The sequence below is a fragment of the Tepidimonas sp. genome, assembly GCF_036824975.1.
Lineage (GTDB): Bacteria > Pseudomonadota > Gammaproteobacteria > Burkholderiales > Burkholderiaceae_C > Tepidimonas.
In genome coordinates this window covers 1-1,227 of the sequence record NZ_DAISZC010000016.1, presented here as the reverse complement: position 1 = coordinate 1,227, position 1,227 = coordinate 1, and the positions used below count along the sequence as shown (strand labels likewise).

At 69.6% G+C, this 1,227-nt stretch carries 3 protein-coding genes; all 3 read left to right on the top strand.

The annotated features are described in order from the left end of the window. Positions 1 to 83: 83 nt before the first annotated feature. On the top strand, positions 84 to 623 hold the full coding sequence (locus V7Z54_RS03285) for a GGDEF domain-containing protein (protein WP_334134332.1): 540 nt from the start codon (positions 84 to 86) through the stop codon (positions 621 to 623). Positions 624 to 647: 24 nt separating this feature from the next. Further along, positions 648 to 761, top strand: coding sequence for an EAL domain-containing protein (locus V7Z54_RS03280; protein ID WP_334134330.1), 114 nt, complete (start codon positions 648 to 650; stop codon positions 759 to 761). 44 nt (positions 762 to 805) lie between these two features. Continuing rightward, positions 806 to 1,227: EAL domain-containing protein (locus V7Z54_RS03275; protein ID WP_334134329.1), on the top strand; the 422-nt coding region annotated here is incomplete at its 3' end.

The window sequence follows — 1,227 nt, the reverse complement described above, 5'->3', positions numbered from 1 at the left end:
TGCGCGAGCTGCCCTTCCTGCGCATGGATCTGGTGGCGTGCCGCAACGTGCTCGTCTACCTGCTGGCGGCTGCCTAGGAGCAGGTGCCGGCGAAATTGCACTTCGCGCTACAGCCCGAAGGGTTGCTGCAGCTGGGACACACCGAAGGGTTGAGTGCACTCACGCGCGCGCTGTTTACCCCGGTAGCCAGCGCCGAGCATCTGTGGCGGCGGCGCGATATGGGTGTGCGCTTCCGGCGCGCGGTGCGCGTCAACGACACGGTGGCGCGCTTTGGCGGCGACGGGTTCGTCGTGCTGCTCGATGGCGCCGAGTCGCCGATGGTGGCCGAACGGGTGGCGGACACGCTGCTGCACGTCGCACGCCAGCCGGTGCAGCTCGGTGGCTCGGTGCACCACCTCAGCGCCAGCATCGGCATTGCCGCCTACCCCAACGATGGCGAGACGGTGGAGGAGCTGCTGCGCATGGCCGACACCGCCATGTCCACCGCCAAGAACGGCGGGCGCAACCGGCTGCGCTTTTACTCCCCGCACATGGAAAGCCGCGCGCGCCACCAGGCCGACATCAAGGCCGGCCTGGAGGAGGCGCTGGCGCAGTCGCACTTCGACTTGCGCTTCCAACCCTAGGTCACCTGGCCACAGCCGCGCGCGGTGGCGCTAGAAGCGCTGCTGCGGTGGCGCCATCCCAACCGTGGCCTGATCTCGCCGACTGAGTTCATCGGGGTGGCCGAGACCACCGGCCAGATCCGGCGCATCGGCGCCTAGGCGCTGCGTGAGGCCGGTCTGCGCGCGCAGGATGCGGCGCAGCGTTGGAGGCCGACTTGCCCATCGCGGTCAACCTGTCGGCGGCCCCGTTTGGCGACGGCGTGCTGGAGGCGTGGCTCAACGAGAGCCAGAATCTGCTGCCGCACCTGACGCTGGAGGTGACCGAATCCACCTGGATGAACGACAGCCCGGTGACGCAGCGCTGGCTGCAGCGCGTGTGCGCGGGGGGCGCCCGGATCGCCCTCGACGATTTCGGCACTGGTTACTCGAGCCTGGCCTATCGGTTGCGCGCGCCGGTGGACGAGCTCAAGATCGACAAGAGCTTCACCGACCACCTAGGCAGCGGCGGCCCAAGCGAGCGCATCGTCGCCGCGGTGTTGGATGTGGCGCAGGCGCTGCAGGCCGGCGTGGTGGTGGAGGGGGTGGAGAGCCGGCGCCAGCTCGACTTCCTGGGTGCGCAGGGCCC